General features: G+C 71.8%; 25 protein-coding genes. 18 read left to right on the forward strand and 7 right to left on the reverse strand.

What is annotated here, in order from left to right; all coding sequences use genetic code 11:
* Positions 1–23: 23 nt before the first annotated feature.
* The 13 genes from ACFV4P_RS09780 to ACFV4P_RS09840 all read left to right on the forward strand — a co-directional run bounded on the left by ACFV4P_RS09780 (position 24) and on the right by ACFV4P_RS09840 (position 12,133).
* Positions 24–3,227 (forward strand): PDZ domain-containing protein, encoded by a 3,204-nt coding sequence (locus ACFV4P_RS09780; protein ID WP_380469208.1) that lies wholly within the window; start codon positions 24–26, stop codon positions 3,225–3,227.
* Positions 3,228–3,319: 92 nt separating this feature from the next.
* Positions 3,320–3,673, forward strand: coding sequence for an HIT domain-containing protein (locus ACFV4P_RS09785; protein WP_380469210.1), 354 nt, complete (start codon positions 3,320–3,322; stop codon positions 3,671–3,673).
* Positions 3,674–3,676: 3 nt separating this feature from the next.
* Complete coding sequence (locus tag ACFV4P_RS09790; protein WP_380469212.1) at positions 3,677–4,594, forward strand: ribonuclease Z; 918 nt, start codon at positions 3,677–3,679, stop codon at positions 4,592–4,594.
* Between the two features lie 174 nt (positions 4,595–4,768).
* Positions 4,769–5,872, forward strand: a complete 1,104-nt coding sequence (locus tag ACFV4P_RS09795; RefSeq protein ID WP_380469214.1) for a PhoH family protein — start codon at positions 4,769–4,771, stop codon at positions 5,870–5,872.
* Positions 5,873–5,886: 14 nt separating this feature from the next.
* A complete protein-coding gene (gene ybeY / locus ACFV4P_RS09800) occupies positions 5,887–6,381 on the forward strand; it encodes an rRNA maturation RNase YbeY (protein ID WP_073812273.1) in 495 nt (164 codons plus the stop codon).
* Positions 6,382–6,394: 13 nt separating this feature from the next.
* A complete protein-coding gene (locus ACFV4P_RS09805; protein WP_380469216.1) occupies positions 6,395–7,732 on the forward strand; it encodes a hemolysin family protein in 1,338 nt (445 codons plus the stop codon).
* A gap of 115 nt (positions 7,733–7,847) precedes the next feature.
* On the forward strand, positions 7,848–8,087 hold the full coding sequence (locus ACFV4P_RS09810) for a hypothetical protein (protein ID WP_073812500.1): 240 nt from the start codon (positions 7,848–7,850) through the stop codon (positions 8,085–8,087).
* The gene (locus tag ACFV4P_RS09815; RefSeq protein ID WP_380469218.1) at positions 8,087–8,626 is read left to right on the forward strand and encodes a DUF4383 domain-containing protein; all 540 of its coding nucleotides are present in this window, start codon (positions 8,087–8,089) and stop codon (positions 8,624–8,626) included. The genes ACFV4P_RS09810 and ACFV4P_RS09815 overlap by 1 nt, the downstream gene beginning before the upstream one ends.
* An 84-nt stretch (positions 8,627–8,710) precedes the next feature.
* Entirely contained in the window at positions 8,711–9,697 is a 987-nt protein-coding gene (locus tag ACFV4P_RS09820; protein ID WP_380469220.1) for an aldo/keto reductase, read from the forward strand.
* 98 nt (positions 9,698–9,795) lie between these two features.
* Positions 9,796–10,149 carry a cytidine deaminase gene (locus ACFV4P_RS09825; RefSeq protein WP_073812267.1) on the forward strand — a complete coding sequence of 118 codons (354 nt, stop codon included), beginning with the start codon at positions 9,796–9,798 and terminating at the stop codon, positions 10,147–10,149.
* An 82-nt stretch (positions 10,150–10,231) separates the two neighbouring features.
* Entirely contained in the window at positions 10,232–10,393 is a 162-nt protein-coding gene (locus ACFV4P_RS09830) for a hypothetical protein (protein ID WP_158071912.1), read from the forward strand.
* Between the two features lie 56 nt (positions 10,394–10,449).
* Entirely contained in the window at positions 10,450–11,382 is a 933-nt protein-coding gene (era, locus tag ACFV4P_RS09835) for a GTPase Era (RefSeq protein WP_380469223.1), read from the forward strand.
* A 37-nt stretch (positions 11,383–11,419) separates the two neighbouring features.
* Positions 11,420–12,133 carry an alpha/beta fold hydrolase gene (locus ACFV4P_RS09840; protein ID WP_380469225.1) on the forward strand — a complete coding sequence of 238 codons (714 nt, stop codon included), beginning with the start codon at positions 11,420–11,422 and terminating at the stop codon, positions 12,131–12,133.
* Positions 12,134–12,194: 61 nt separating this feature from the next.
* On the opposite strand, the gene ACFV4P_RS09845 is transcribed toward ACFV4P_RS09840, so the two are convergent.
* Positions 12,195–12,461 carry a protealysin inhibitor emfourin gene (locus ACFV4P_RS09845; protein WP_073812262.1) on the reverse strand — a complete coding sequence of 89 codons (267 nt, stop codon included), beginning with the start codon at positions 12,459–12,461 and terminating at the stop codon, positions 12,195–12,197.
* Positions 12,462–12,813: 352 nt separating this feature from the next.
* Between ACFV4P_RS09845 and leuA the strand changes: the two genes are divergently transcribed.
* The 4 genes from leuA to ACFV4P_RS09865 all read left to right on the forward strand — a co-directional run bounded on the left by leuA (position 12,814) and on the right by ACFV4P_RS09865 (position 17,271).
* Positions 12,814–14,598, forward strand: a complete 1,785-nt coding sequence (gene leuA / locus ACFV4P_RS09850) for a 2-isopropylmalate synthase (protein ID WP_380469227.1) — start codon at positions 12,814–12,816, stop codon at positions 14,596–14,598.
* 237 nt (positions 14,599–14,835) lie between these two features.
* Positions 14,836–15,501 carry a hypothetical protein gene (locus tag ACFV4P_RS09855; RefSeq protein ID WP_083646889.1) on the forward strand — a complete coding sequence of 222 codons (666 nt, stop codon included), beginning with the start codon at positions 14,836–14,838 and terminating at the stop codon, positions 15,499–15,501.
* Between the two features lie 184 nt (positions 15,502–15,685).
* A complete protein-coding gene (gene recO / locus ACFV4P_RS09860; protein ID WP_380469230.1) occupies positions 15,686–16,432 on the forward strand; it encodes a DNA repair protein RecO in 747 nt (248 codons plus the stop codon).
* Positions 16,433–16,434: 2 nt separating this feature from the next.
* Positions 16,435–17,271: an isoprenyl transferase gene (locus ACFV4P_RS09865; RefSeq protein WP_380469232.1), complete on the forward strand. Its 837-nt coding sequence runs from the start codon at positions 16,435–16,437 to the stop codon at positions 17,269–17,271.
* Between the two features lie 111 nt (positions 17,272–17,382).
* Here the strand turns inward: ACFV4P_RS09865 and ACFV4P_RS09870 are convergent, their stop codons facing one another.
* The 5 genes from ACFV4P_RS09870 to ACFV4P_RS09890 form a co-directional block, all read right to left on the reverse strand.
* Positions 17,383–18,597 (reverse strand): IS30 family transposase, encoded by a 1,215-nt coding sequence (locus ACFV4P_RS09870; protein WP_380469234.1) that lies wholly within the window; start codon positions 18,595–18,597, stop codon positions 17,383–17,385.
* A gap of 84 nt (positions 18,598–18,681) precedes the next feature.
* A complete protein-coding gene (locus ACFV4P_RS09875; protein WP_380469236.1) occupies positions 18,682–19,104 on the reverse strand; it encodes a Fur family transcriptional regulator in 423 nt (140 codons plus the stop codon).
* A gap of 35 nt (positions 19,105–19,139) precedes the next feature.
* The gene (locus tag ACFV4P_RS09880; RefSeq protein WP_380469927.1) at positions 19,140–20,126 is read right to left on the reverse strand and encodes a metal ABC transporter permease; all 987 of its coding nucleotides are present in this window, start codon (positions 20,124–20,126) and stop codon (positions 19,140–19,142) included.
* Complete coding sequence (locus ACFV4P_RS09885; RefSeq protein ID WP_380469238.1) at positions 20,126–20,953, reverse strand: metal ABC transporter ATP-binding protein; 828 nt, start codon at positions 20,951–20,953, stop codon at positions 20,126–20,128. Before ACFV4P_RS09885 ends, ACFV4P_RS09880 begins: the two co-directional genes overlap by 1 nt.
* Before the next feature lie 101 nt (positions 20,954–21,054).
* Positions 21,055–22,020, reverse strand: a complete 966-nt coding sequence (locus tag ACFV4P_RS09890) for a metal ABC transporter substrate-binding protein (protein WP_380469239.1) — start codon at positions 22,018–22,020, stop codon at positions 21,055–21,057.
* 274 nt (positions 22,021–22,294) lie between these two features.
* On the opposite strand from ACFV4P_RS09890, the gene ACFV4P_RS09895 reads away from it, so the two are divergent.
* Positions 22,295–23,677 carry a glycine--tRNA ligase gene (locus tag ACFV4P_RS09895; protein WP_073812249.1) on the forward strand — a complete coding sequence of 461 codons (1,383 nt, stop codon included), beginning with the start codon at positions 22,295–22,297 and terminating at the stop codon, positions 23,675–23,677.
* 269 nt (positions 23,678–23,946) lie between these two features.
* On the opposite strand, the gene ACFV4P_RS09900 is transcribed toward ACFV4P_RS09895, so the two are convergent.
* Complete coding sequence (locus ACFV4P_RS09900; RefSeq protein ID WP_380469241.1) at positions 23,947–25,536, reverse strand: hypothetical protein; 1,590 nt, start codon at positions 25,534–25,536, stop codon at positions 23,947–23,949.
* Between the last annotated feature and the right edge of the window lie 51 nt (positions 25,537–25,587).

Below are 25,587 nucleotides of genomic sequence, written 5' to 3' on the forward strand. Positions count from 1 at the left end.
TGTGCCCGTTCTAGTGTGGCCGGGTGACCGATTCGACGCGCGGGTACCTGCGCCACCCCCATCTTCATGGCGACGTTGTCGCTTTCGTTGCCGAGGACGATGTCTGGCTGGCTCCCGTCGAGGGCGGGCGGGCCTGGCGGTTGACGGCGGATCAGGTGCCGGTCGGCGCCGTGCGGTTCTCGCCGGACGGGCGGACGGTGGCCTGGACGTCGCACCGGGACGGCGCGCCGGAGGTGCATGTCGCGCCGGCGGCCGGTGGCGAGGCGCGGCGGCTGACGTACTGGGGGAGCCCGTACACGGCGCTGGTGGGGTGGAGTGCCGACGGCAGGCCGTTGGCGATCACCACGGCGGGGCAGGAGACGATCCGTCGGACGTGGGCGTTCGCGGTGCCGCTGGACGGCGGCGAGCCGGAGCGGCTGCCGTACGGGCCGATCGGGGCGCTGGCGTTCGAGCCGGTGCCGCCGGGGGCCGCCGGTGGGCGGGTGCTGCTGGGCACGCACAACCGGGAGGCTGCGCACTGGAAGCGCTACCGGGGCGGCCGGGCGGGCAAGTTGTGGATCGGTGCGGCCGAGTTCGAGCGGCTGCACGCGGAGCTGGACGGCCAGTTGGAGTGCCCGCTCTGGGTGGGTGACCGGGTGGCGTTCCTGTCCGACCACGAGGGCACCGGCCGGTTGTATTCGAGCCTGCCGGACGGCAGCGACCTGCGGGCGCACGGCCCGGCGGACTCCGGGTTCTACGCCCGGCAGGCGTCCACCGACGGCACCCGGGTGATCTGGCAGAGCGCGGGCGACCTGTGGCTGCTGGACGATCTGGACGGCGCCGAGCCGCGCCGGCTGGAGATCGACCTGGCCGGCCCGCGCAGCGGCCGCCGGCCGCACCCGACCCGGGCGGACGGGCAGGTGGAGTCCGCAGCGGTGGACCGCACCGGCCGGGCCGCGGCCGTGGTGGTGCGCGGCACCGTGCACTGGGTGACGCACCGGGAGGGTCCGTCCCGGGTGCTGGACGAGACGCCGGGCGTGCGCAGCCGGCTGGCGCGGGTCGTCCCGGGCGAGGACGGCACGCAGGGCGCGGTGTGGGTGACGGACGCCGAGGGTGACGACGCGATCGAGTACGCGCCGTCGGTGCTGGGCGCGGAGCGGCGCCGGCTGGCGGCCGGGCAACTGGGCCGGGTGCTGTCGCTGACCGTCTCGCCGGACGGCCGGCAGCTCGCGGTGGCCTCGCACGACGGCCGGCTGCTGCTGGTGGCGCTCAGCGACGGCGCCGTGCACGAGCTGGCGCGCAGCGGCGAGGGCGAGGTCAGCGGGCCGGTGTTCAGCCCGGACTCGGGCTGGCTGGCCTGGTCGCAGCCGGTGCTCGGCCCGTGGTCGCTGCGGCAGATCATGCTGGCGGACCTCACCTCGCGGACCGTCAGCGAGGCCACCCCGCAGCGTTTCCACGACTACTCGCCGGCTTTCACCTCGGACGGCAAGCACCTGGCGTTCCTGTCGGTGCGCACCTTCGACCCGGTGTACGACGAGCACGTCTTCGACCTGTCGTTCCCCGGCGGCACCCGTCCGCACCTGCTGACGCTGGCCGCCGACACCCCGTCGCCGTTCGGGCCGCAGCGGGCCGGGCGGCCGGTGGGCGGCGAGGAGGACGACGCCAAGGACGGCGACAAGGGCGAGTCCGCGGCGCCGACCACCAAGGTCGACCTGGAGGGTCTGGCGGACCGGATCGTGGCGTTCCCGGTGGCGGCTGGCCGGTTCGGGGCGCTGCGGGCCGCGAAGGACGGCGTGCTGTGGGGCCGGATCCCGTTCAGCGGTGAACTCGGCGACAGCGCCGCCTCGTTGGGCGACAGCCCGGCCGGGACGGCGCTGGAGCGCTACGACCTGAAGAAGCGCCGGGTGGAGGAACTGCTCACCGGCGTCGACACGTTCGCGGTGTCCGGCGACGGCGCGCGGCTGGCGGTGCTGGAGGACGGCAGCCTGCGGATCGTCCCCGCCGACCAGAAGGCCGACGACAGCGAGGACGCCGCGGTCGACCTCGACCGGATCCGGGTCACCGTCGACCCGGCCGCCGAGTGGCGGCAGATGTTCGACGAGAACGGCCGGCTGATGCGCGACAACTTCTGGCGCGCCGACCTCGGCGGCGTCGACTGGGCGGGCGCGCTGGCCCGCTACCGGCCGCTGGTGGACCGGGCCGGCTGCCACTCCGACCTGGTGGACCTGCTGTGGGAGACGGTCGCCGAGCTCGGCACCTCGCACTCCTACGTGATCCCGCCCGGCCGGGGCACCGAGGCGGCCTGCCTGCAGGGCCTGCTCGGCGCGGACCTGGTCCGCGACGGCGAGGTGTGGCGGGTGGCCCGGGTGGTGCCCGGCGAGTCCTCCGATCCGCGGGCCCGCTCCCCGCTGGCCGCGCCCGGCGCGGCGATCCGTCCCGGCGACGCGATCCTGGCGGTCAACGGCCGCCCGGTCGATCCGGTGGCCGGCCCCGGCCCGCTGCTGGCCGGCACCGCCGACCAGCCGGTCGAGCTGACCGTCAGCGGCAAGGACGGCGGCGAGCGGTACCCGGTGGTGGTGCCGCTGGACGACGAGGAGGCGCTGCGCTACCACGACTGGGTGGCGGGTCGGCGGGCCGCCGTCCACGAGCTGTCCGGCGGCCGGCTCGGCTACCTGCACGTGCCCGACATGCAGAGCGCCGGGTGGGCGCAGCTCCACCGCGACCTGCGGATCGAGATGGCCCGCGAGGGCGTCGTGGTCGACCTGCGGGAGAACCGCGGCGGCCACACCTCGCAGCTGATCGTGGAGAAGCTGGCCCGCCGGATCGTCGGCTGGAACCGCGGCCGCGACCTGGACCGGCCCGAGCCGTACCCGGCGGACGCCCCGCGCGGCCCGGTGGTGGCGGTCGCCAACGAGTTCTCCGGTTCGGACGGCGACATCGTCAACGCGGCGATCCAGGCGCTCGGCATCGGTCCGGTGGTTGGCGTCCGCACCTGGGGCGGCGTGATCGGCATCGACAACAAGTACGACCTGGTGGACGGCACGGTGGTCACCCAGCCCAAGTACTCCAGCTGGCTGGAGGGTTACGGCTGGGGCCTGGAGAACGGCGGCGTCACCCCCGACGTCGAGGTGCCGACCGCTCCGCAGGACTGGGCGGCGGGCCGCGACCCGCAGCTGGAGACCGCCGTCCGGATCGCCCTGGAGGCGCTGGCGTCCACCCCGGCCAAGGTCGCGCCGCCGATCGACTGACCGCCGGGAGGGGGCGCGGGTCCGGCGTGGCCCGCGCCCCCTCCCTGTAAGGTCGTCGTCACCAGTGACAGGTGTTCAGAAGGAGTGCGGAGATGGCCGGCGAGCCGCAGGCGGACTGTGTGTTCTGCAAGATCGTGTCGGGGGACATTCCGGCGACGGTGGTGCGCAAGAGCGAACGGACGCTGGCGTTCCGGGACATCAACCCGCAGGCGCCCACCCACCTGCTGGTGATCCCGCACGTGCACTACGCCGACGCGGCCGAACTGGCCGCCGCGGAGCCGGAGATCGCCGCGGAGCTGCTGGTCGAGGCGGGCGAGGCCGCGAAGGGCGAGGGCCTGGAGTCGTACCGGCTGATCTTCAACACCGGCGCGGACTCCGGGCAGACGGTGTTCCACGCGCACGTGCACGTGCTGGGCGGGCGCAAGCTCGCCGAGGGGCTGGTCTGAACGTTGTCGCAGCGTGAACTCGTCGTCCTCGGCACGGCCAGCCAGGTGCCGACCCGGCACCGGAACCACAACGGGTACCTGCTGCGCTGGGACGGCGAGGGGCTGCTGTTCGACCCGGGGGAGGGTACCCAGCGGCAGATGCTGCAGGCGGGCGTGACCGCCACCGGCATCACCCGGATCGCGGTGTCGCACTTCCACGGCGACCACTGCCTGGGCCTGCCGGGCGTGGTGCAGCGGATCAACCTGGACCGCGTCCCGCACCCGGTGGACGCCTACTACCCGGCGTCCGGCCAACTGTTCTTCGACCGGCTGCGGCACGCCAGCATCTACCACGCCACCGCCGACCTGCGGGAGCGGCCGATCGCCGGGCCGGGCCCGCTGGAGGCGCCGGGCGCGCCGTTCGAGCTGTCGGCAGTGCGGCTGTCGCACCCGGTGGAGTCGTTCGGCTACCGGCTGACCGAACCGGACGGCGTCCGGCTGCGCCCCGAGCGGCTGCGCGAACTCGGCCTGCGCGGGCCGCTGGTGGGGCAGCTGCAGCGCGACGGCCGGGTCGAGGTCGACGGGCGGACGGTGCTGCTGGCGGAGGTCGCCGAGCGGCGGCCCGGGCAGCGGTTCGCCTTCGTGATGGACACCCGGCTGTGCGACGGGGTGGCCGAACTCGCCGAGGGCGCCGACCTGTTGGCGATCGAGGCGACCTTCCTGGAGGCGGACGCCGCCCTCGCCGAGGAGCACGGCCACCTGACCGCCGCGCAGGCCGCCCGGGTGGCCGCCGAGGCCGGGGTGCGCCGCCTGGTGCTGACCCACTTCTCGCAGCGCTACCCGGACCTGGAGGCGCACCGCGCCGAGGCCGAGAAGCACTTCGACGGCGAGGTCGTGATCGCCGAGGACCTGGCCAGGATCCCCGTCCCGACGCGCCGTTGAGCGCCCCCGGGGCGCGCGCCGACGGAAAACCGCTCGCACATCGGGGCGACAGCCCGCACCATCGAAGCCGCCGCGCCGCTCCGACGGACAACCGTGCGGCGTACCCTGGTGGCCTGGAGAGCCCTCGCCACACGACACGACGGATTGGGATGAGGCAGGCCGTAGCGCCGACCCATGACTGACACGACGCAGACCCGAACCGACGGACAGCGGCGCCCCGACGCGGCGGCCGCCAGCACCCGGATAGTCATCCCGGAGAAGCACCCGATGGTCACCCTGCTGGGCGCGGCCGACTCGCTCCTGCGAGTGATCGAGGACGGCTTCCCGGACGCCGACATCCACGTCCGCGGAAACGAGGTGACGGCCACCGGCTCTCCGGCCGAGGTCGCGCTCGTCAAGCAGCTCTTCACCGAGATGATGCTGGTGCTGCGCACCGGCCAGCCACTGACGGAGGACGCCGTGGAGCGCTCCATCACCATGCTCAGGAGCGCCGCCCAGGACCCGGCCCACCCGGCCCCGTCCGAGGTCTTCACGGCGAACATCCTGTCCAACCGGGGCCGCACGATCCGCCCCAAGACGCTCAACCAGCAGCGCTACGTCGACGCGATCGACAAGCACACCATCGTCTTCGGCCTCGGCCCGGCCGGCACCGGCAAGACCTACCTGGCGATGGCCAAGGCCGTGCAGGCGCTGCAGGCCAAGGAGGTCAACCGGATCATCCTGACCCGGCCGGCCGTCGAGGCGGGGGAGCGGCTGGGCTTCCTGCCCGGCACCCTCTACGAGAAGATCGACCCCTACCTGCGGCCGCTGTACGACGCGCTGCACGACATGATGGACCCGGACTCGATCCCGCGGCTGATGGCCGCCGGCACGATCGAGGTGGCTCCGCTGGCGTACATGCGAGGCCGCACCCTGAACGACGCGTTCATCATCCTCGACGAGGCGCAGAACACCTCGCCCGAGCAGATGAAGATGTTCCTGACCCGCCTCGGCTTCAACTCCCGGGTGGTGGTCACCGGCGACACCAGCCAGATCGACCTGCCGGGTGGCACCCGCAGCGGTCTGAAGGTGGTCCAGGAGATCCTGGCCGACGTGCCCGACATCCACTTCTCGGTGCTGACCAGCACCGACGTGGTGCGGCACAAGCTGGTCGGCCGCATCGTGGACGCGTACGAACGCTGGGACGCCCGGCAGGAGTCCGAGGAGTCCGGCGACCGCAAACCCGTCCAACGGCGGGGCGCTCGGGCGCCCCGGCAGTCCCATCGCACCGAAAGCTGAGTACTGAGCCCTCCATGTCGATCGACATCGCCAACGAGTCCGGTTGGGACGTCGACGAGGAGTCCATCCTCGACGTCGCCCGCTACGCCCTCGACAAGATGCGGATTCACCCGCAGTCCGAGCTCTCCGTGATCCTCTACGACAGCGAGTCGATGGCGGAGCTGCACGTCCAGTGGATGGACCTGCCCGGTCCGACCGACGTGATGTCCTTCCCGATGGACGAGCTGCGTCCCGGCAAGGAGGGCGAGGACCTGCCGGAGGGCCTGCTCGGCGACATCGTGCTCTGCCCGGAGGTGGCCGAGCAGCAGGGCCTGGCCGCCCCGACCAAGCACTCCATGGACGAGGAGCTGCAGCTGCTCACCGTCCATGGGGTGCTGCACGTGCTCGGCTACGACCACGAGGAGCCCGACGAGGAGCGCGAGATGTTCGCGCTGCAGAAGCGGATCCTGGACGACTGGCGGGCCGGCCGCGGGCTGACCGGTCTGTCGCCGGCGCCGACCGTCCACTGAGGGCCGGCCGTCTGTGAGTGGTGAGAGTACGACCTTCCTGATCGGGGCGCTGCTGCTGGTGGTGCTCGGCTGGCTGGCCGCGTGCGCCGAGGCGGGGATCTCCCGGATGTCGCGGTTCCGGGCCGAGGAGGCGGTCCGGTCGGGCCGCCGCGGCTCGGACCGGCTGCTGACGCTGGCCTCCGACAACATCCGCTACCTGAACCTGGCGACGCTGATCCGGGTGGCCGCCGAGATGGCCGCCGCGGTGCTGGTCACCGTGGTGTGCGTGCGCAGTTTCCAGCAGACCTGGCTGGCCGTGCTGGTGGCGTTCGCCGTGATGGTGCTGGTGTCGTTCGTCATGGTCGGGGTCTCCCCGCGCACGATCGGCCGCCAGCACCCGCTGAGCACCGTCACCGCGGCGTCCTACGTGCTGCTGCCGCTGGCCCGGATCCTCGGGCCGATCCCGCGGCTGCTGATCCTGCTGGGCAACGCGCTGACGCCCGGCAAGGGCTACCGGGAGGGTCCGTTCGCCTCCGAGGCGGAGCTGCGGGCGCTGGTCGACCTGGCCGAGAAGGACGACCTGATCGAGGACGAGGAGCGCCGGATGGTGCACTCGGTCTTCGAGCTGGGCGACACCATCGTGCGCGAGGTGATGGTGCCGCGCACCGACCTGGTGATGATCGAGCGGCACAAGACCGTCCGGCAGGCGCTGACGCTGGCGCTGCGCTCGGGCTTCTCGCGGATCCCGGTGGTCGGCGACAACGAGGACGACGTGGTCGGCATCGTCTACCTCAAGGACCTGGTGAGGCGCACCCACATCAACCGGGACGCCGAGTCCGAGCAGGTCGACTCGGTGATGCGCCCGGCGGTGTTCGTGCCGGACTCCAAGCCGGCCGCGGACCTGCTGCGCGAGATGCAGCAGATGCGTTCGCACGTGGCGATCGTGATCGACGAGTACGGCGGCACCGCCGGCCTGGTCACCATCGAGGACATCCTGGAGGAGATCGTCGGCGAGATCACCGACGAGTACGACCGGGAGATCGCCCCGGTCGAGGACCTCGGCGACGGCACGTACCGGATCACCGCCCGGCTCACCGTGGAGGACCTCGGCGAGCTGTTCGGCATCGAGCTGGACGACGAGGACGTCGAGACCGTCGGCGGTCTGCTCGCCAAGTGCCTGGGCCGGGTGCCGATCCCCGGGTCGGCCTGCGAGGTGCCGGTGCCGGAGGGCAGCGGGCTGGCCGCGATCAGCCTCACCGCGGAGAGCTCCGCGGGCCGCCGCAACCGGATCGGCACCGTGGTGGCCGCGCCGGTGCGGGTCGAGGAGCACGCCAGGCACGCCGAGGACTCCGCCGAGGAGCACGCGGCGTAGTCCGTCGTACACGCAGCGGGCCCTGGACGGGCCGTCCCAATCGGCTTGCCGGGCAGGACGGTTCGGCCCGGGGCCCGTTTGCCTGACCCCCCGGAACGCGCCGACCATGGGAGACATGGCACATCTACTGCGCGCGGAATACGGCCCCAGCGGGCCGGCCGGCGGGGTGGCCAGGTGGCATGTGGTCCGTGACACCGACCTCTCGCACGGCATGTGCGGCGCCGAGATCGCCTCGGACGCCGAGAGCAAGCCGGAGGAGGCCTGGGGCACCGGGCTGCACTGCTGCCAGCAGTGCGGGTCGCTGTACCTGCACGAGGTTCCGTTCCTCCGGTCCGACCACGCGGGGAGGACGTGATGAGACTCCACGACGAACTGCCGGTCGACCACCGGCTGGGCCAGGTGTACCGCTACGGCGCCGGACTGGGCGGACTGTTCCTGGTGGCGTTCGGCATCCTCGGGCTCGTCGGTGGCAGCCCCGGCTTCATCGACACCTCGGGCAAGGAAGTGCTGGGCATGTCCAGCAACGGCGCGCTGAGCGTGCTGTCGCTGGTGGCCGGCGGAATCCTGATCCTGGGCGCGATCATCGGCGGCAACATCGCCTCCGACATCAACATGATCATGGGTGTGCTGTTCGTGCTGGCCGGCTTCGTCGGTCTGATGGTGCTGGACTCCAGCGCCAACCGGCTCGCCTTCCACATCGGCAACGTCGTCTTCAGCTTCGTCTTCGGCTTCGTGATCCTGACCTTCGGCATGTACGGCAGAGTCAGCAGCCACCTGCCACAGGACAACCCGTACTGGAAGAAACGCCACGAGCACCCGGCCGAGCGCCCGAACGGCCCGCCCGCGCTGGTGAACGTGCTGCGACCCGGTCCGCCGAACCCGACCGGACACTGATCGCCGCGGCGTAGGGTGGGGCTGTACCAGGCCCGACGGATCGTCAGATCCGTTGGGTCGCAGCCTGTTTGGAGGGGGAACGCGATGACGGAGCGCATGCTGGGGGCGCTGGCCAGTTCGCCGATCGGGTTCGGCGCGATGGTGCTCTCGCCCGGCGTGTACGGCGAGATCGACGATCGGCGCGGCGAGGACGCGCTGCACGCCGCGATCGACGCCGGGGCCCGCCTGATCGACACCGCGGACGGCTACGGGCGCGGACACAACGAGGAGCTGATCGGCCGCGCCCTGGCCGGCCGGCGCGACGAGGTGGTGCTCGCCACCAAGTTCGGCCTCCGCATCCCGGAGGGCGCCGAGGCGCACGGCTTCCCGGTGCACTTCGCCTTCGAAGAGATCGCGGTGAACTGCGAGCCCAAGTACGTCCGCGGCTACGCGGAGCAGTCGCTGCGCAACCTCGGCACCGACGTGATCGACCTGTACTACCCGCACTTCCCGGACCCGCAGGTGCCGTTCGAGGACACCGTCGGCGCGGTCGCCGAGCTGATCCGGGACGGGCTGGTGCGGCACCTCGGCCTGTCCAACGTGACGGCCGCGCAGCTGCGCGCCGCGCACGCGGTGCACCCGGTGGCGGCGGTGCAGGTGCAGTGGTCGATGTGGCAGCCGATCGACCCGGAGCTGCTGGCCGCCACCCGCGAGCTGGGCGTCGGCGTGGTGGCCTGGAGCCCGCTCGGCGGCGGCTTCCTGACCGGCACCGTGCAGCAGCTCGACGAGGGCGACTTCCGGCAGAACATCGCCAGGTTCTCCGCCGAGAACCTGGCCGCGAACAACGACCGGTACGCGCCGCTGCGCGCGATCGCCTCGGAACTGGGCGTCACCCCGGGCCAGTTGGCGCTGGCCTGGCTGCTGCGGCAGGACGACCACGTGGTGCCGATCCCGGGCAGCCGTACCCCCGCGCACATCGCGGAGAACCTGGCCGCGGCCGACCTGGTGCTGGACGACGCCGTGCTGGCCCGGATCGACGCGGCGCTGGCGGCGTTCGCGCCGGCCGGCGAGGGGGCGCTGCTCAAGGGCTGAGCCGGTTCCGGGACCGGCCTGTTCACGGGTTGAGCCGGTGAGTGGTCGAGGGTCGGACGCCCCGGCCGGTGCGCCGGTGCGCCACTTATGCTCGGGCCATGACCGAGATTTCCGAGCTGGACCCCGAGGACAAGAAGATCATCACGCTGGCCCGCTCGGCCCGCGCCCGCAACGGCGTGGCCGAGGGCGCCGCAGTCCGCGACGAGACCGGCCGCACCTACGTGGCCGGGACGGTCGCGCTGGAGTCGCTGCAGCTCAGCGCGGTGCAGACGGCCGTGGCGATGGCGGTGGCCAGTGGGGCGAAGAGCCTGGAGGCGGCCGCGGTGGTCTCGGCCGCGGACGAGCCGGCGGCGGCCGACCTGGCGGCCGTGCGGGACTTGGGCGGTGCCGGGACCCCGGTGCTGCTGGCCGGTCCCGACGGCACGCTGAAGGTGGTCGCCGAGGCGCGTTGAGGCTTCTGCCGAACCCCTCGACAACCCCCAGGCCGGTGCGATAATCGCACCGGCCGGGGGTGTTTTCGGTGGGGGAGGGGTCATGGGCGTCGCCGCGTTCTTCTGCGGACTGCTGCTGTGCGTCATGGGTTTCGGCCGCTGGCACGAGACCGGATCCCCGTGGTGGCTGGGCGGCACCCTGGCGCTACTGGCGTTGGTCCTGGTCGGCGGCATCATGGGCGGCGGCAAGAAGAAGGCCGGCTGAGCAGCCGCCCGACCCAATGGCCGGGAAGGCCCGGCCGATCGGGGACAATGGGTGGCATGAATGCCCCTTCCTCCCCGTACCGCTCCGGGTTCGCGTGCTTCGTCGGCCGTCCCAACGCGGGCAAGTCGACCCTGACCAACGCCCTGGTCGGGACGAAGGTCGCGATCACCTCCGACCGTCCCCAGACCACCCGGCACACCGTGCGCGGCATCGTGCACCGCCCCGACGCCCAGCTCGTGCTGGTGGACACCCCCGGGCTGCACAAGCCCCGCACGCTGCTCGGCGAGCGCCTCAACGACCTGGTCCGCAGCACCTGGGCCGAGGTCGACGTGATCGGCTTCTGCGTGCCCGCCGACCAGAAGCTCGGCCCCGGCGACAAGTTCATCGCCAAGGAGCTCGCCGAGATCAAGAAGTCCACCCCGAAGGTGGCGCTGGTCACCAAGACCGACCTGGTGGACTCCAAGCGGCTCGCCGAGCAGCTGATCGCCGTCCACCAGCTGGGCGCCGAACTCGGCATCGAGTGGGCCGAGATCATCCCGGTCTCCGCCGTGGGCGACAAGCAGGTCGACCTGGTCGCCGACCTGCTGACCAAGCTGCTGCCCGAGGGCATGCCGCTGTACCCCGACGGCGACCTCACCGACGAGCCCGAGCAGATCATGGTCGCCGAGCTGATCCGGGAAGCCGCCCTGGAGGGCGTGCGCGACGAACTCCCGCACTCGCTGGCCGTGGTGGTCGAGGAGATGATCCCGCGCGAGGGCCGGCCCGCCGACCGTCCGCTGCTGGACATCCACGCCAACGTGTATATCGAGCGGCAGAGCCAGAAGGCCATCGTGATCGGCGCCAAGGGCTCCCGGCTCAAGCACGTCGGCACCACCGCCCGCAAGCAGATCGAGGCGCTGCTCGGCACCCCGGTCTACCTGGACCTGCACGTCAAGGTCGCCAAGGACTGGCAGCGCGATCCGAAGCAGCTGCGTAAGCTCGGCTTCTGACGGGGCGTCGAACGGGCTTGAAGCGGAGGGGCCGGTCGTGAAGCTGCACACCCACGAGTGGGGCGGGGGCGACCGGACCGCTCTGCTGATCCACGGCCTGCAGTCCGACCACCGCACCTGGCGGGTGATCGGCCCCGCCCTCGCCGCCCGCGGCTACCGGGTGATCGGCGTGGACCTGCGCGGCCACGGCGCCTCGCCGCGCGGCGAGGGCGCCACCCCCGCCGACCGGTACGGGCCCGAGCAGTTCGCCGAGGACCTCGCCGACACCCTGCCCGCCGGAGCCGCGCTGGCCGTCGGGCACTCGCTGGGCGCGCTCGCGCTGTGGCGGGCCGTGGACCGACTCAAGCCGGACCGCGTCGTCTACAGCGACCCGCCGTTCGCCTTCGACCGGCCCGGGCTCGGGCCGGAGCCGTTCGTCGTCTTCCGGCGCATCGGCACCCGGGCGTTCATCACCGCCATGCACCCCGGCTGGGCCGCCGAGGACGTGGACGCCGAACTCGCCGGTCTCGCCGCCTGGGACAGCGACACCGCCGTCGGCCTGTGGGCGCACCCCGAACTGTCCGCCCTGCCGGGCGCCCCGGCCGTCCCCTCGCTGGTCCAACTCGCCGACGCCAGCGCCATGGTGACTCCCGAGGAGGCCGCCGAGCTGCGCCGCCGCGGCTACGAGGTGCGCACCGTCGCGGGCACCGGCCACTGCATTCACCGGGACGACCCGGACGGGTTCCTGGCCTCGCTGGACGGTTGGATCTGAGTCGACCGTCGGCCGTCGGCTGTGGACCGCCAGTCTGCCGGTCCGTGGGCGGGCTCGGGCGTCAGGCGCCTTCGCGGAGTACCAGGCCGATCAACTCGCGCTGGGAGTCGGTCAGTTCGGGGTCGGCGCAGTGGACGGTGCGGCCGTCGACGCTGATCTCGTAGTGGAAGCCGTCGGGCACGCCGTACGCGGGCGTGCGCAGTCCGCCGGCCATCGCCTCGCGTGCCAGCGCGTGCACGTGCGGGGCGTCCGTGCGCTGCTCGGTGTCCATCTCGGCATACCGGAGCAGGCCGGCGAACCCGCCGGTGCGGGTGACCTGGATACGCATGGATGCCAGTGTGCAGCGCGGCGAACGGGTTTGCCGAGGCTTTTCACCAACTTGCCGCACCGGCCCGCCACTCGCCCCGCGTGCGCGGCCCGTCTCACTGGGTGGGATCGTGGCGGGGCTCACTGCGACCGGTGGGCCGCCCGGGTTACAGTGGCGGCATCATGCGTATCCGGCTGCTTCTTCTTAGCTGCCGCGGCGAGGGCCTGTAGTCCAGTGAAGGCCGGCCCCCTCGCCGCGGGGAGTCGTGTTGCGCCCAGCGTGATCCGTGGCGGCGCATCCAGTCGGCCGAGTCGGGTGTCCTGATCCCCCGACCGCAGACCGCCTTCGACAAGGGAAGCCGAGAGCCCCAGCCATGACCGAACAGTCCTCCGTCGCCCGCGCGTTCGTCGACCGTCCGACCCCGATCACCGCCGCGACCGTGCAGCAGAAGACCTCGGGGATGCCGTTCCAGCGGTACGTACCCTTCGGCACCGTGGACCTGCCGGACCGCACCTGGCCGAGCAAGGTCATCACCCAGGCCCCGCGCTGGCTGTCCACCGACCTGCGCGACGGCAACCAGGCGCTGATCGACCCGATGTCGCCGGCCCGCAAGCGCAAGATGTTCGACCTGCTGGTGAAGCTGGGCTACAAGGAGATCGAGGTCGGTTTCCCCTCCTCGGGCGCCACCGACTTCAACTTCGTCCGCTCGCTGATCGAAGAGGGCGCGATCCCCGAGGACGTCACCATCTCGGTGCTGACCCAGGCCCGCGAGGACCTGATCGAGCGGACCGTCGAATCGCTGAAGGGCGCGCCCCGGGCCACCGTCCACCTGTACAACGCCACCTCCCCGATGTTCCGCCGGGTGGTGTTCAAGGCGAGCAAGGACGAGATCAAGGCCATTGCCACGGACGGCACCCGGCTGGTGATGGAGTACGCCGAGAAGATCCTGGGCGACGAGACCGTCTTCGGCTACGAGTACTCGCCGGAGATCTTCATCGACACCGAGCTGGACTACGCGCTGGAGGTCTGCGAGGCGGTGATGGACGTCTGGCAGCCCGGCGAGGGCCGCGAGATCATCCTGAACCTGCCGACCACCGTCGAGCGGTCCACCCCGAACGTCTACGCCGACAAGATCGAGTGGATGTCGCGCAACCTGTCGCGCCGCGAGTTCGTCTGCGTCTCCGCGCACCCGCACAACGACCGCGGCACCGGCGTCGCCTCCGCCGAGCTGGCCGTCATGGCCGGCGCCGACCGGGTCGAGGGCTGCCTGTTCGGCCAGGGCGAGCGCACCGGCAACCTGGACCTGGTCAACGTCGGGATGAACCTGTTCTCTCAGGGCGTCGACCCGATGATCGACTTCTCCGACATCGACGAGATCCGCCGCACCGCCGAGTACTGCAACCAGATGCCGGTGCCCGAGCGCCACCCCTACGCCGGCGACCTGGTCTTCACCTCCTTCTCCGGCTCGCACCAGGACGCCATCAAGAAGGGCTTCGACGCCCTGGAGGCCGACGCCGCCGCCGCGGGCGTCCCGGTCGGCGAGTACACCTGGGGCGTGCCCTACCTGCCGATCGACCCCAAGGACGTGGGCCGCAGCTACGAGGCGGTCATCCGGGTCAACTCGCAGTCCGGCAAGGGCGGCATCGCCTACGTGCTGAAGAACGACCACAAGCTGGACCTGCCGCGCCGGATGCAGATCGAGTTCTCGAAGATCATCCAGGCCAAGACCGACGCCGAGGGCGGCGAGGTCACCCCCGCCGACATCTGGTCGGTCTTCCAGGACGAGTACCTGCCCACCCCCGCCAACCCGTGGGGCCGGATCTCGCTGAGCGGCTCGCGCAGCCTGACCACCGAGGACGGTCGCGACGCGCTGACCACCGAGGCGGTCGTCGACGGCACCCCCGTCACCCTGACCGGCACCGGCAACGGCCCGGTCTCCGCGTTCGTCCACGCGCTGGCCTCGATCGGCGTCGACGTCCGCGTGCTGGACTACGCCGAGCACGCGCTGAGCGAGGGCGGCGACGCGCAGGCCGCCGCGTACGTCGAGTGCGCCGTGGGCGAGAAGGTGCTGTGGGGCGTGGGCATCGACGGCAACACCGTGCTGGCCTCGCTGAAGGCACTGGTCAGCGCCGTCAACCGGGCCGCGCAGCGCGACTGACCTGCGGTCGGTCCACTGTGACTGACGTACCGTTAAGTAACGTGTGGGGCCACACTCTTGAGGTGTGGCCCCGGTCACAAATTTTCCCCTCGGCACCCGTTCAGGGTGCTGACACGAGCCGGTAACCGTGGCAACATCGACGGACCGGAACCGGGGTCGGTGGGACGGCCACGGCGTCCGGTCGCGTGACCTGCCCATTGATGCGCAGGCCGCCTGCCATGTCTGGGGAGTGGCGCCGTGACAGGGTTGTGGGGTGTTCGCCCTCGCTGGCGGACGGACGTCCTCGGCGAGTTCTTCTGCCCGGGCTGCGGTGGGGACCGCAACTACCGTCGGCAGCACGGCCGGCGGTGGCTGCGGTTGCTCGGCACGCCGGTCCTGCCGCTCGGCGGCGTGGTCCGCAGCGTCCAGTGCACCTCCTGCCGCGGCCGCCACGGCACCGACGCCCTGGAACAGTTGACCTCCGTCCGGCTCGGCGCGATGCTCCGCGACGCCCAGTACACCATCGCGCTGGCCGCGCTCGCGGCCGGCGGTACCGGCAGCCGCAGCGGACGCGAAGCCGCCTGCGCCGTCATCAAGGAAGCCGGCTTCGACGACTGCGGCGAGGCCCAGGTGCTGGCCTCGCTCGCCGCGCTCTCCGGACACGGCGGCGGCGAACCCCTCGACGTGGACGTCGCGGGCGGCGGCCTGGCCGTCGAACTGCACGCCGCGCTCGAACCGCTCGCCCCGCACCTGCTCGTCCAGGGCCGCGAACGCCTGCTCACCCTCGGTGCCATGGTCGCGCTCGCCGACGGCCGCTACCTCCCGCAGGAACGGGCCGCGCTCGGCGTGGTCGGCCGCTGCCTCGACCTCACCGGCGAGCAGGTCGACCGGCTGCTGGAGGCCGCCACCCGCGCCCCGCACTGACCCGTTCCGCCTCCCCTGGCCGGGCCCGTACTCCCCCCTCCCGGGCCCGCCGTGTCCCGCACCGCACGGGTGAAGAGCACCACCGCCCCGGTGCGGGTTCACGGCTGCGCGTCGGCCACCGGCTTCGGCCACCGGCGCCGCCGCCGCCGTGCTGTCGGTGCGGTACGGGACAATGGGAACCACCATGAGTCTCTTCCGCGACGACGGCATCGTGCTGCGCACCCAGAAGCTCGGCGAGGCCGACCGGATCATCACCTTCCTGACCCGCCAGCACGGCAAGGTCCGGGCGGTGGCGCGCGGCGTACGCCGGACCAAGTCGAAGTTCGGCGCGCGCCTCGAACCCTTCTCGCACGTCGACGTCCAGTTCTTCAGCCGGGGCAGCGAACTCGTCGGCCGCACCCTGCCGTTGTGCACCCAGGTGGAGACCATCGCCCCCTACGGCGCCCGGATCGTCGACGACTACACCCGCTACACCGCGGGCACCGCGATGCTGGAGACTGCCGAACGCTTCGCCGAGAACGAGGGCCAGCCCGCCGTCCAGCAGTACCTGCTGCTGGTCGGCGGCCTGCGCACACTGGCCGACGGCACCCACCAGTCGCATCTGGTGCTGGACGCCTTCCTGCTGCGCTCGCTCGCCGTCAACGGCTACGGCGCGAGCTTCACCGACTGCGCGCGCTGCGGACTCCCCGGCCCCAATCGGTTCTTCTCCCTCCAGGCCGGCGGCGTGCTGTGCGGCGACTGTCGAGTACCCGGAAGTGCCGTACCCTCCCCTGAGACACTGGTACTGCTCGGCGCGCTGCTGTCCGGGGACTGGCAGACCGCCGACGCCTGCGAGCCGCGGTACTGGCGCGAGGGCAGCGGGCTGGTGGCCGCCTACCTGCAGTGGCACTTGGAGCGGGGCATCCGCTCCATGAGATACGTGGAGAAGTGAACATGGTCGCGCGACGGCTGTTCGGCAGCAAGCAGCGGACGTACGAAGTCCCGGCCCCGCATCCGAGCGGAGCGAAGCCGCCGAAGATCCCCGGCGAGCTCGTCCCGAACCACGTCGCGGTGGTCATGGACGGCAACGGCCGCTGGGCCAAGGAACGCGGCCTGCCCCGCACCGAGGGCCACCGGGTCGGCGAGGCCGTCGTCCTCGACGTGCTGCGCGGCTGCCTGGAGGTCGGCGTCAAGAACCTCTCGCTGTACGCCTTCTCCACCGAGAACTGGAAGCGCTCCCCGGACGAGGTGAAGTTCCTGATGAACTTCAATCGGGACGTGATCCGCCGCCGCCGCGACGAGATGGACGCCATGGGCATCCGGATCCGCTGGGTCGGCCGGATGCCGAAGATGTGGAAGAGCGTCGTCCAGGAGCTTCAGGTCGCCCAGGAGCAGACCAAGAACAACGACGCCATGACGCTGTACTTCTGCGTCAACTACGGCGGCCGGGCCGAGATCGCCGACGCCGCCCTGGCCATCGCCCGCGACGTGGCCGCCGGGAAGCTCAACCCGGAGAAGGTCAACGAGAAGCTGTTCGCGAAGTACCTCTACTACCCGGACATGCCGGACGTGGACCTCTTCCTGCGCCCCAGCGGCGAGCAGCGCACCTCCAACTTCCTGGCCTGGCAGTCCGCGTACGCCGAGCTCGTGTTCCAGGACGTGCTCTGGCCCGACTTCGACCGCCGCGACCTGTGGCGTGCCTGCGAGCAGTTCGCCCGTCGCGACCGCCGGTTCGGCGGGGCGGTGCCCAACGACACCGGCGCCGGCACCGAGGTGCCGCCGCAGCGCTGACGGCTGCTGGGTGGTCGTCCGGACGTCCGGTGGTCCGGACGACCGCTGACGTCGAGGGCCCGGATCGGACTGGGCAGTTTCTAGCAGTTGTTGCAACACGTGGTCGGTTGTCTAGGCCGCGAGGAGTTTAGCCAGACGCTCGGCTGGGGTTTCCCAGCCGAGCGTTTTACGCGGGCGGCGGTTGAGCTGGTCGGCGACGAAGGCCAGGTGCTCGGGGCTGTGAACGGACAGGTCTGTGCTCTTCGGGAAGTACTGCCGCAGCAGGCCGTTCGTGTTCTCGTTCGAGCCGCGTTGCCAAGGACTGGCGGGGTCGCAGAAGTAGACCGGTATGTCGGTGGCGAGCGTGAACTCCCCGTGCCGGGCCATCTCGCTGCCCTGATCCCAGGTCAGGGACCGTTTCAACTCGGTGGGGAGCATGCGGGCGGTGGCCACCAGGGCGTCGCGCACGGTCTCGGCAGTGTGGTCGCCCGGCAGGTGCAGCAGCATCACGAAGCGGGTGGTGCGTTCGACCAGGGTTCCGATCGCCGATATGCCGTCCTTGCCGATGATCAGGTCGCCCTCCCAGTGGCCCGGGACGGCGCGGTCCTCGGCCTCGGCGGGGCGATCGCTGATCATGACCATCGGATCGGTGAACCGGGACTTGCGGCAGTCGGCCTGTCGTTGGGGCTTGCGGCGGGCCCGGCCCGTCCGCAGAGCACCGGCCAGCTCGCGCCGCAGTTGGCCCCGCCCCTGGACGTAAAGAGCCTGGTAGACGGTTTCGTGGACCACGTGCATCTCCGGCCGGTCGGGGAACTGTGCCCGCAGAGCGTGGCATATCTGCTCCGGACTCCACCGCTCGTCCAGCATCGACTGCACAGCGTCCCGCAGCTCCGGATTCCCGCTGATCTTGCGGGCTCTGGGACGGGGCCGGCGGGCATCGGCCCTCGCCTGGGCTGCGAACGGGCGGTAGTGGCCGGTGACGGGGTGGCGATTGCGGCGGATCTCCCGGCTGATCGTGGAGGGGCTGCGGCCCAGCTCGGCGGCGATCGCCCGGACTGTCGCCTTCTCCCGGAGCCGGTCGGCCAGGTGGATGCGCTCGACCTCGGCCAGATACCGGGACGGCGAGGAGGGCGGCGCCGTCGGCCGGGCCGGCGGTGTCGCGTTGTTCCTGCCGGACGCGTTGCGCCCGTTGCGCCAGCGCCTGCCGGTCTTCGGGTTGATCCCGACGATCCGGCAGGCCTGGTCGTTGCCCGCGCCTTGTTTCACGAGCCGGAAGTATGCGGCTCGCCCCGCGGAGAGCTTCCGCCGCCCCTGAGGGCTCCGATCCTTACGGATCTCGAAGGTCATCGCATCCCCTGAACTGGGGTGTTGCAACAACCACTAGAACCCAAGCTGTTCCGATCCGGGCCCTCCGCGCGTGGCGGGCTGCCGCTACTGCGCCGCCTGCTGCTTCGCGGCGCAGTCGCCGCAGGTGCCGAAGATCTCCAGGGTGTGCGCGATGTCGCTGAACCCGTGCTCGGCGGCGACCGCGTTGGCCCAGCGTTCGACCGCCGGACCCTCGACCTCGACGGTCGCCCCGCAGTGCCGGCACACCAGGTGGTGGTGGTGCCCGCTGCTGCACCGGCGGTACACCGCCTCGCCCTCGGCGGTGCGCAGCACGTCCACCTCACCGGCCTCGGCGAGGGACTGGAGCGTCCGGTACACGGTGGTCAGGCCCACCGAGTCACCCCGGTGCTTGAGCATGTCGTGCAGTTCCTGCGCGCTGCGGAAATCCTCGATCTCGTCCAGCACCGCCGAGACGGCGGTGCGCTGCCGAGTCGATCGCGCGCGCGGCGACGGGCCTGCGGTGGTCACCGGGGTCCTCCTGCTGATCGGCTGGGTTTCGCACATCATTGTGCCAGCCCCCGACTTGACAGCGTCTCCCCCGACAGCGGCGCTCCGGTCGCCGCCGCACCCCCCGGCGCGTTCGGGCCGGTTGCCGCGTTCGGGCCGGTTGCCGCGTCCGGGCCCTGATGGGGCAGCGCGACGTCGCAGACCGCCGGGCCGTGTTCGGCGGCGGACCTGTGCTGGCGCTTGGCCAGCGGTGCGGCGATCGCGCTGAACAGGGCGAAAGCCAGGATGGCCAGGAACACGATGGTCGGGCCGGACGGCAGGTCGGCCTGGTAGGAGGTGCCGACGCCGAGCAGCGCCGTCACCACGCCGACGCCGATCGCGGCGGCCTGGGTGGCCGCGAAGGAACGGGTCAACTGCTGGGCGGCGGCCACCGGGACCACCATCAGCGCGCTCACCAGCAGCAGGCCGACCACCCGCATGGCGACGGTCACGGTGACCGCAGCCATCACCGCGAGCAGCAGGTTGAGCACCCGCACCGGCAGGCCTGTCACCCGGGCGAACTCCTCGTCCTGGCAGACCGCGAACAGCTGCCGGCGCAGGCCGACGGTCACCGCGATGACGATCGCCGCGAGCCCGCCGATCAGCGCCAGGTCGCCGGGGGAGACGGTGAGGATCGAGCCCCACAGGTAGCTCTCCAGGCTGCTGGAACCGGCCTGGCTGCTCATCGAAACCAGCAGCTTGCCGCCGGCCATGCCGCCGTAGAAGAGCATCGCCAGCGCGATGTCGCCGCGCTGGTTGCCGCGGGCGCGGACCAGCTCCATCACGATCGCGCCGAACACGCAGACCAGTACGGCCATCCAGATCGGGTCGGTCTGGAACAGGAAGCCGAGGCCGACACCCGTCAGCGCGACGTGCCCGATGCCGTCGCCCATCAGCGCCTGGCGACGCTGCACCAGGTAGATGCCGACCGAGGGAGCGGTGATGCCGACCAGTACGGCGGCGAGGAATGCCCGCTGCATGAAGTCGGGTTGGAACATCTCGATCATGTCAACAGCCCCGGGGTGGTGCGGTGGTGGTGGTCGTCGGCGTGCGGGTGGACGTGGTCGTGGCCGGGCAGCGCGTGCTGGCCGACGCCCCGCGGCGGCGGCCCGTCGTGGGCGACGCAGCCGTCGCGCAGGACGACGGCGCGGTCGATTAGCGGCTCCAGCGGCCCGAGTTCGTGCAGCACCAGGAGCACCGCGCAGCCGCGTTCGACCTCGGTGCGCAGGATGTCGGCGAGCACCTGCTGGCTGTCCACGTCGACGCCGGCCATCGGCTCGTCCATGATCAGCAGGTCGGGACGGCCGACCAGGGCGCGGGCGATCAGCACCCGCTGGTGCTGCCCGCCGGACAGGTTGGCCACCCCGTCGCCGGCCCGGTCCAGCATGCCGACGGCGGTCAGCGCCCGGTCCACCGCGTCGCGGTCCGTGCGCCGGAACGGCAGCAAGCCGTGCTGCGGCAGCCGCCCGGTGGAGACCACCTCGCGCACCGTGGCCGGCACGCCGCCGGCCGCGGTGGTGCGCTGCGGCACGTACCCGACCCGGTGCCAGGCCCGGAACTTGCGCCGCGGTCGCCCGAACAGCTCCAGGCTGCCCTGCGCCAGCGGCACCGACCCTATGACGGTCTTCACGGTGGTGGACTTGCCGGAGCCGTTGGCACCCAGCAGCGCCACCACTTCGCCCGGTCGGACGGTGAGATCGACGCCGCGCAGCACCGGCCGTCCACCGACGGTGGCGACCGCGCCCCGGAGGCTGACGACCGCCGGCCCCGCGTCCTCACCGGAGGACGGCTGCAGCCGGTCGGAGTCTGCCGTGGAGATGACAGCACTCATGGTGTTCCTCGCTCGGCTCGCGCCGCTTGGTTCGGGTGGGGTTCGGGTGTGGGCCGGTCGGCCGGCAGGTGTGTGCGGTCGGGCCGGTCGGTTCGGGCCGGTCAGCTTGCGCCGAGGGCGGCCTTCAGGTTGCCGAGGTTCTGCCGCATGACGGAGAAGTAGTCGTTCCGGTCCGGCTCCTTGACCCCTTCCAGGGGGTCGAGCACGGCGGTCTTCAGACCGAGGTCGGCGGCCACGGTGTTGGCCAGCTTGGGACTGACCAGGGCCTCGAAGAACACGGTGGTGGCGCCGTTGTCCTTGGCGGCGCGCTGGATCGCGGCCAGCCGGGACGGGGTGGGCTCGGCCTCCGGGTCGACGCCGTTGATCGCCACCTGGTTCAGGCCGTAGTGGTCGGCGAGGTAGCCGAAGGCGGCGTGGCTGGTGATGAAGGTCTTGGTCTTGACGTTCTGCAGGCCGTCCCGGAACTCCTGGTCCAGGGCGGCCAGTTGGCCGACCAGCGTGTCGGTGTTGCGCTGGTAGTCGGCGGCGTGGGCCGGATCGACCTCGGCGAGTTCCGCGCCGACGCTCTTCGCGACTGCCGCGTACCGGGTCGGGTCCAGCCAGATGTGCGGGTCGCCGGCGGCGTCGCTGTGCTCGTGGTCGTGCTCGCCGCCGTGGCCGTCGGTCTCGTCGGCGCCCTCGTCCAGGTGGTGGTCCACCAGCGGGGAGACGGCGGTGGCGTCCACCACGTGCTTGGGGTGGGTCTGCGCCACCGCCTTGTCCACGGTCGGCTGCAGGCCCTTGAGGTAGATCACCGTGTCGGCCCGCTGCACCGCGGCGACCTGCTTGGCGGTCAGCTCCAGGTCGTGCGGCTCCACACCGGCGGCGGTCAGGTCGGCGACCTTGACGTGCTCGCCGCCGATCTGCCGGGCCAGAAATTCCATCGGGTAGAACGACGCCACCACGTTCAGCTTTCCGCCGTCCTCACCGGCCGCGCTGCTGGTACCGCCGCAGGCGGAGAGCAGGAGGGCACCGACCGCCGCCGTGGCGGCGAGGGCTATCGGGGTGGACAGGCGGCGATTCTTCATGACAACCATTCTCATCTTATGTGGAAATGATTGTCAACTTGCATTCGGGGCGATCGGGGTCACACTGCTGCCCCGGCGGCCTTCCGCGAGCCGGTGCCGGCAGCCCCGTGCGCCGCTGTCCGCCGCCCGCGCGCCGGGCTCCCGGCGGGGCGGCGGCGGGTGGGCGGTGCACTATCGAGTTGAATCCCGCCCCACCATCCCCGGTACCCTGAGTTTCTTCGGGCGCGCGCAACCAGCCGTGCCCTGACCGTGCCGTCGTACTGAAGAGAGCACTGTGGCCGCCGACAAGATCGACACGATCGTCAGCCTGAGCAAGCGCCGTGGCTTCGTCTACCCCTGCAGCGAGATCTACGGCGGTACCCGCGCCGCCTGGGACTACGGTCCGCTGGGAGTCGAGCTCAAGGAGAACATCAAGCGCCAGTGGTGGCGTGCGATGGTCACCGCTCGGGAGGACGTCGTCGGTATCGACTCCTCGGTGATCCTCGCCCGCGAGGTCTGGGAGGCGTCCGGCCACGTCGCGACCTTCAACGACCCGCTGACCGAGTGCCTCTCCTGTCACAAGCGCTTCCGCGCCGACCACCTGGAAGAGGCCTACGAGGCCAAGCACAACAGGCTCCCGGCCAACGGCCTGGCCGACATCAACTGCCCGAACTGCGGCAACAAGGGCGCCTTCACGGAGCCCAAGGAGTTCTCGGGCATGCTGAAGACGCACCTCGGTGTCACCGAGGACGCGTCCGGCCTGGCCTACCTCCGCCCGGAGACCGCGCAGGGCATCTTCACCAACTTCCGGGCCGTTCAGACCACTTCGCGCAAGAAGCCGCCGTTCGGCATCGCCCAGGTCGGCAAGAGCTTCCGCAACGAGATCACGCCCGGCAACTTCATCTTCCGGACCCGCGAGTTCGAGCAGATGGAGATGGAGTTCTTCGTCAAGCCGGGCGAGGACGAGACCTGGCACGAGTACTGGCTCGAGCAGCGCTGGAACTGGTACGTGGACCTCGGTCTGCGCACCGAGAACATGCGCTTCTTCGAGCACCCCAAGGAGAAGCTGTCCCACTACGCCAAGCGCACGGTGGACATCGAGTACCGCTTCAACTTCGGTGGCAGCGAGTTCTCCGAGCTCGAGGGCGTCGCCAACCGCACCGACTACGACCTGACGGTGCACAGCGAGGCCTCCGGCCAGGACCTGAAGTACTTCGACCAGGACGCGAACGAGCGGTACTACCCGTACGTCATCGAGCCCGCGTCCGGCCTCAACCGCGCCATGCTGGCCTTCCTGATCGACGCCTACTTCGAGGACGAGGCGCCGAACGCCAAGGGCGTCATGGAGAAGCGCGTCGGCATGCGGCTCGACCCGCGCCTCGCCCCGGTCAAGGTCGCGGTGCTCCCGCTCTCCCGCAACGCCGACCTCTCCCCGAAGGCCCGCGGCCTGGCCGCCGACCTGCGTTCCGCCTGGAACGTCGAGTTCGACGACGCCGGTGCGATCGGCAAGCGCTACCGCCGCCAGGACGAGATCGGCACGCCGTTCTGCGTCACCGTCGACTTCGACACCCTTGAGGACAACGCGGTGACCGTGCGCGAGCGTGACACCATGGCGCAGGAGCGCGTGTCGCTCGACCAGGTGAAGTCCTACCTGGGTGCCCGCCTGATCGGCTGCTGACGCCGCACCGGCCGGTGGGTTCCACCGGCTGAGCACCACTTCCGGCTCCCGGCCCGCGAGTTCGAGTTCGCGGGCCGGGAGCCTTGGTGTTTTCTGGGAGCCTCGGTGTCTCCGGGAGCCGCGGTGTTTCCGGACGTCGCGGTGGCTGAGGCGGTCGGGGTGGTCCCGCCAGTCAGCGTTCCGTGGCGGCTGGTGGCATTCCTGGGCGTTCCGTGGCACCCAGTGGCGGGCCTTGGCGTTGTGTGGCGGGTTGTGGCGGGTTGTGGCATTCAGCGACGAGACCGGGACCGCGAGCGAGGGCGCGGCGACGGTTCGGTCGGCAGCCCGCCGGTGCGCAGCGCGGTGAAAACGCTGCGGGCCCGGCTCTCCTCCAGGTCGTCGGCGGCGAACAGCAGGGTGTCGTACAGATCGGTCGCCGCCTGGATCGCGGCGCCGAACCGGCCGATGTCACTCGCGGACCGTAGCCGCACCAGTTCGCGGATCAGCTCCGCCGCGCTCTCCTCGTTCAACGCGCCGGCGATCGCGGCGACTTCGTTGATCGGCCGGCCCGCCGCCTGGCGCAGCAGGTGGCGCATGTCGTCGGTTCGCCCGGCGGCCTTCAAGTGCTGTGCCAACTCGGCGAGTTCTTCGGCCGGAGCGGAGGCGCGTTCCCACAGCAGGGTCTGACCGTCGGCGGACTGGCCGGACTGCTCCAGGGCGGCCAGCAGCGCCGGCAGTGCCGCCGAACTCGCCGACCACAGCGTGTGGAACAGGTCGGCCGCCTCGTCGAGCAGACCGTCGCGGCGCAGCACCGCGAGTGCGGCCGCCGCGTGCTCCGGGGGCCCGGCGGAGACCGAGCGTGCCAGGTAGGTGGAGGATCCTGCCGGACCGTTCTGCTGCAGCAGCGTGGCCAGCTGGGCCACGTCCTCCGCGGTGATCATCGTGGCGACCTGGCGCAGGATGGCCGCCGACTCCTGTGCCGCGCCCCGCTGGTGCAGGCCGTTGATGCGCTGCACCAGGGCCACCAGCTCCACCGTCGTCCGCGGCCGCATCGGACCGGACGACTGCGCCGCGTCCTCCACGCCGGGAGCCCCGCCCGGATGCGGTGCGGCCGGGTTCGGTACGCCCGGGTTCGGTACGGCCGGTCCGCGTCCCGACGGGACCGGGCGGAAGCGGTCGTTGCTGAGGCCGGCCTGCTGCCCGGTGGGCTGCCCGGCCGGGGCCGACAGCCTGTCGACGGGTGCGGCGGGGCCGGGCCGGTTGTTCCAGGCGCCGGCGGGGCCGTGGTGCGGGCCGGGGCGCTCCGAGTGGGAGCCCTCGCGGCGCGGGAGCCCCGGGCCGGCGGGCCGGGTGCCGCCGGCGACCTGATCGCCGGATGCGCCCGCTCTGGCCCAGGAGGTCTGTCCTGCGGATCCTTCGGGACGGTCGGCGGGGCGGGGACGGTTCGGCGAGGCACCGGCGGTCGGGTCGGTGCGCTCCGGGTCCGGTCGCCCGGCGGGCGTGTCGCGTCCGGCGGACGAGTGCGGGCGTTGGGGCGGGATCGGCGGCGCGCCCCAGCCAGCCTGGGGGTCGGTGCGCTCCCTTCCCAGGGGGCCAGCCGGGGCGCGGCCCGGGCGCAGGGGCGGCTCGGCGGCCGAGCGGCCGGGCAACAGGCGGTCCTCGGCGGCCAGCAGACGGTCGCTCAGCTCGAGGCAGCGCGCCCCGAGACCCTCGCGGAGGTTCTGGGCCTGGGCGAGCTGCCGGAGCAGCTCGGGGTCGGGCTGCCGGGACGGGCGGCCGGGCCCGGAGACGTGGTCGGGTCCGCGACCGGCCCGCAGTTCTTCACTGAGTCGGCGCTCGCGTTGGGCGGCGAATTGCCGTGCCCGGAGCAGTTCGTCCAACTCCGCTCTGAGCGTTTGGACATCGGCCGACTCCGGCCCCCGATCGCGCAC

It is taken from the genome of Kitasatospora sp. NPDC059795, from assembly GCF_042732175.1.
Classification (GTDB): domain Bacteria; phylum Actinomycetota; class Actinomycetes; order Streptomycetales; family Streptomycetaceae; genus Kitasatospora.